At 65.9% G+C, this 2,453-nt stretch carries 2 protein-coding genes; both read left to right on the forward strand.

The genetic code is table 11. From position 1 onward, the window contains the following. Positions 1-629 precede the first annotated feature (629 nt). On the forward strand, positions 630-1,190 hold the full coding sequence (locus MZTS_RS21170) for a recombinase family protein (protein WP_192285313.1): 561 nt from the start codon (positions 630-632) through the stop codon (positions 1,188-1,190). Between the two features lie 903 nt (positions 1,191-2,093). Next, positions 2,094-2,453, forward strand: a 360-nt coding sequence (locus MZTS_RS21175) for a Rha family transcriptional regulator (protein ID WP_343068825.1), incomplete at its 3' end; no start/stop codon positions are given.

Genomic DNA, 2,453 nt, shown 5'->3' on the forward strand with positions numbered 1-2,453 from the left:
CCTTCCGGGGCCTGCCGCGGCGACGTGGAGCACTCTCGGCCGGGGCGGTAGGTGACGACGCACGGCGAACGCGAGGAAGCTCCTCAGGCTCGACCGCGGCCTTCGGTTCGGGCTCATGCACCTCCGCTACCAGGAGGCTCGGCAGGATGCGGCGATGCTCCGGGGCGGCCTCACCGAGGGCCTGAAAGGCGGGAGCGGCAGCATCGAGCGAGGGCCACAGGGTCTCCGCTTGGGGCTGTCCGGCTCTCTTCCGTGGCTCTCGGGGCTGCTTGGAGGGAATGGAGACGTAGCGGGCTGTGCCGCTCGACTTGGCTTCGACGGTGAATGTCCGCCGGACGCGGTTGCGCAACGTGTTGATCCTGATGGAGAGAGCTTGGATCTCTGCCGAGACACCTTGCTTCCCTTCATGCCGAGCCGCGGGATGCTTGTCGAGAGCGCCGAACATCACGCCTACCTGATGCTGGCACTATCATGAGACCGGAGGGTGTTCGTGTTCCATTAGGGCAAGCTCCAGCGGAACGTTCCAGCAAGCTACCGAAGCGGTTCCAAAAGAATGGTCTTGCATTTCGGAACGGGCGATGGTTCTATGTCTAGGAACCTAGTGGAACGCCTGGATCTGGTACGACCCCATGCTCATTGGATACGCTCGCACCTCCACGCTGGATCAGGATGCCGGCTTCGAGGCACAGCTCCGTGACCTGACGGCTCTGGGATGTGAGAAGCTGTTTCAGGAACAGGTCTCCTCCGTGGCCCCTCGCAAGCAGCTCGAAGCGGCCCTTGAGTTCGCCCGCCACGGGGACATCCTCGTGGTCACGAAGCTGGACCGGCTGGCTCGTAGCGTCGTCCACCTGGGCAAGATCATTGAGACCCTGGAAGCCAAGGGCGTTGCCCTCCGCATCCTGGATCTGGGCGTGGACACCACGACGCCCACCGGCAAGCTGATGCTCAACGTGCTGGGCGGCGTGGCTCAGTTTGAACGAGAGATGATGCTGGAGCGCCAGCGGGAGGGCATCGCGAAGGCCAAGGCTGAGGGGGCCTACAAGGGCCGTAAGCCGACTGTTCGGGCTCGCTCCGAGGAGATCAAGGCGCTTGCCGAACAGGGCATGAGCATGGGCGCCATCGCGGCCAAGCTGGGTATCGGGAAGGGGTCCGTGCATCGCGTGCTGAACCCGGCCGCTCCTGCCACGTAGCGGGGCATAGGAAGGCGCTACAGGCCCACGGAGGCAAGCTGAACATTGCCCCTCACGCCCGCGTCGAAGGCCGCCAGCAGGGCCGTGTGAGGTGCTGGGGCGGCACCCTCGAAGGACAGTGACGGCTTGGCCGTAAACAGGCTAGGAAGACTGACGCCACCGGATTGCGCAGTCTATCAAATGAAACTCTTGTTTCTCGGGCTCGTCGTTGCTCTCTGTGTGGTCGCCACCCTTGCGGCTCAGCGGCTACTACCGACCTACCGTAGCGACAGCTTTAGGCGCCGCCTGGGGTTCCAGCTTCTCGCCCGAGGCGTCGCGGTCCTGATGATCTTCGGGTTTGTTGGCGTGATGAGCGCTCTGCGCTGGTAGCCGCCCCCACCCTGTCGAGCCTGCCCAGGTGCTTCCGCGGCTCACTTCTCAGGGGCGTCGTACGGCGCGACACCCTCGAAGACGCCCCGCGGGCCCGTGAAGTCCGTGCCGAAGTCATCCGCCGCTTCGACGCCTACGAGGTTCCCGCGGCTCATGTCGCGCGGGCTCCAACGCTCTCCTCAGCGAAGTAGCCGCCCGGTAGAAGAGGCGCGCTAAGGACCTTCCAGCGTATCCGAACGCCGCGCTCGCCAGGATCATCACGACCGCGGCCGGCACTCCACGGGCTCCGCCGCGCGCCGCAATCCCGATGCCGCCGATGTAAAGGCCGAACGACGCACCGAGCACTGCGAAAATCAGGGTGCATCGACCCTCAAACGACCGCGCCCAGCATCGTGCCCGCCGCAACCAAATCACGCGCCGTCTCGCTTCACCACACACAGCCGCGCTGCCCCTTAGCACGCCTCTCAGCCCTGGGTCCCGCCACCCGAAGAACCAAGGAACGCGACCCCTGCCGGGCCGCTGAAAGGACGCACCGTGACGCACGCTCTCTCCGCCGCCCTCGCGGCCACCGCCCCCACCATGTCGAGCCTGGAAATCGCGGAGCGCACCGGTAAGGAGCATAAGAACGTCATGCGGGACATCCGCGCGATGCTCGCCCATCTCGGAGACACTGGGCTCAGTTTTGAGCGCAGCTACACCGACAGCACCGGCCGCTCCCTCCCGTGCTTCAACCTCCCCAAGCGGGAGTGTATCATCCTCGTCACGGGCTATTCGATCCCGATGCGGGCCGCGGTGGTGGACCGCTGGGCGGAGCTGGAGGCCCAGGTTGCCGGCCCCGCCCTCCCGAACTTCGCGAACCCCGCCGAAGCCGCCCGCGCGGGCCTGGGCGGAACG

This window comes from Methylorubrum zatmanii (assembly GCF_014845115.1).
Classification (GTDB): domain Bacteria; phylum Pseudomonadota; class Alphaproteobacteria; order Rhizobiales; family Beijerinckiaceae; genus Methylobacterium; species Methylobacterium zatmanii.

Coding starts and splice junctions, on each gene's coding strand:
- MZTS_RS21170 (WP_192285313.1), top strand. CDS start 630: ATGCTCATTGGATACGCTCGCACCTCCACGCTGGATCAGGATGCCGGC.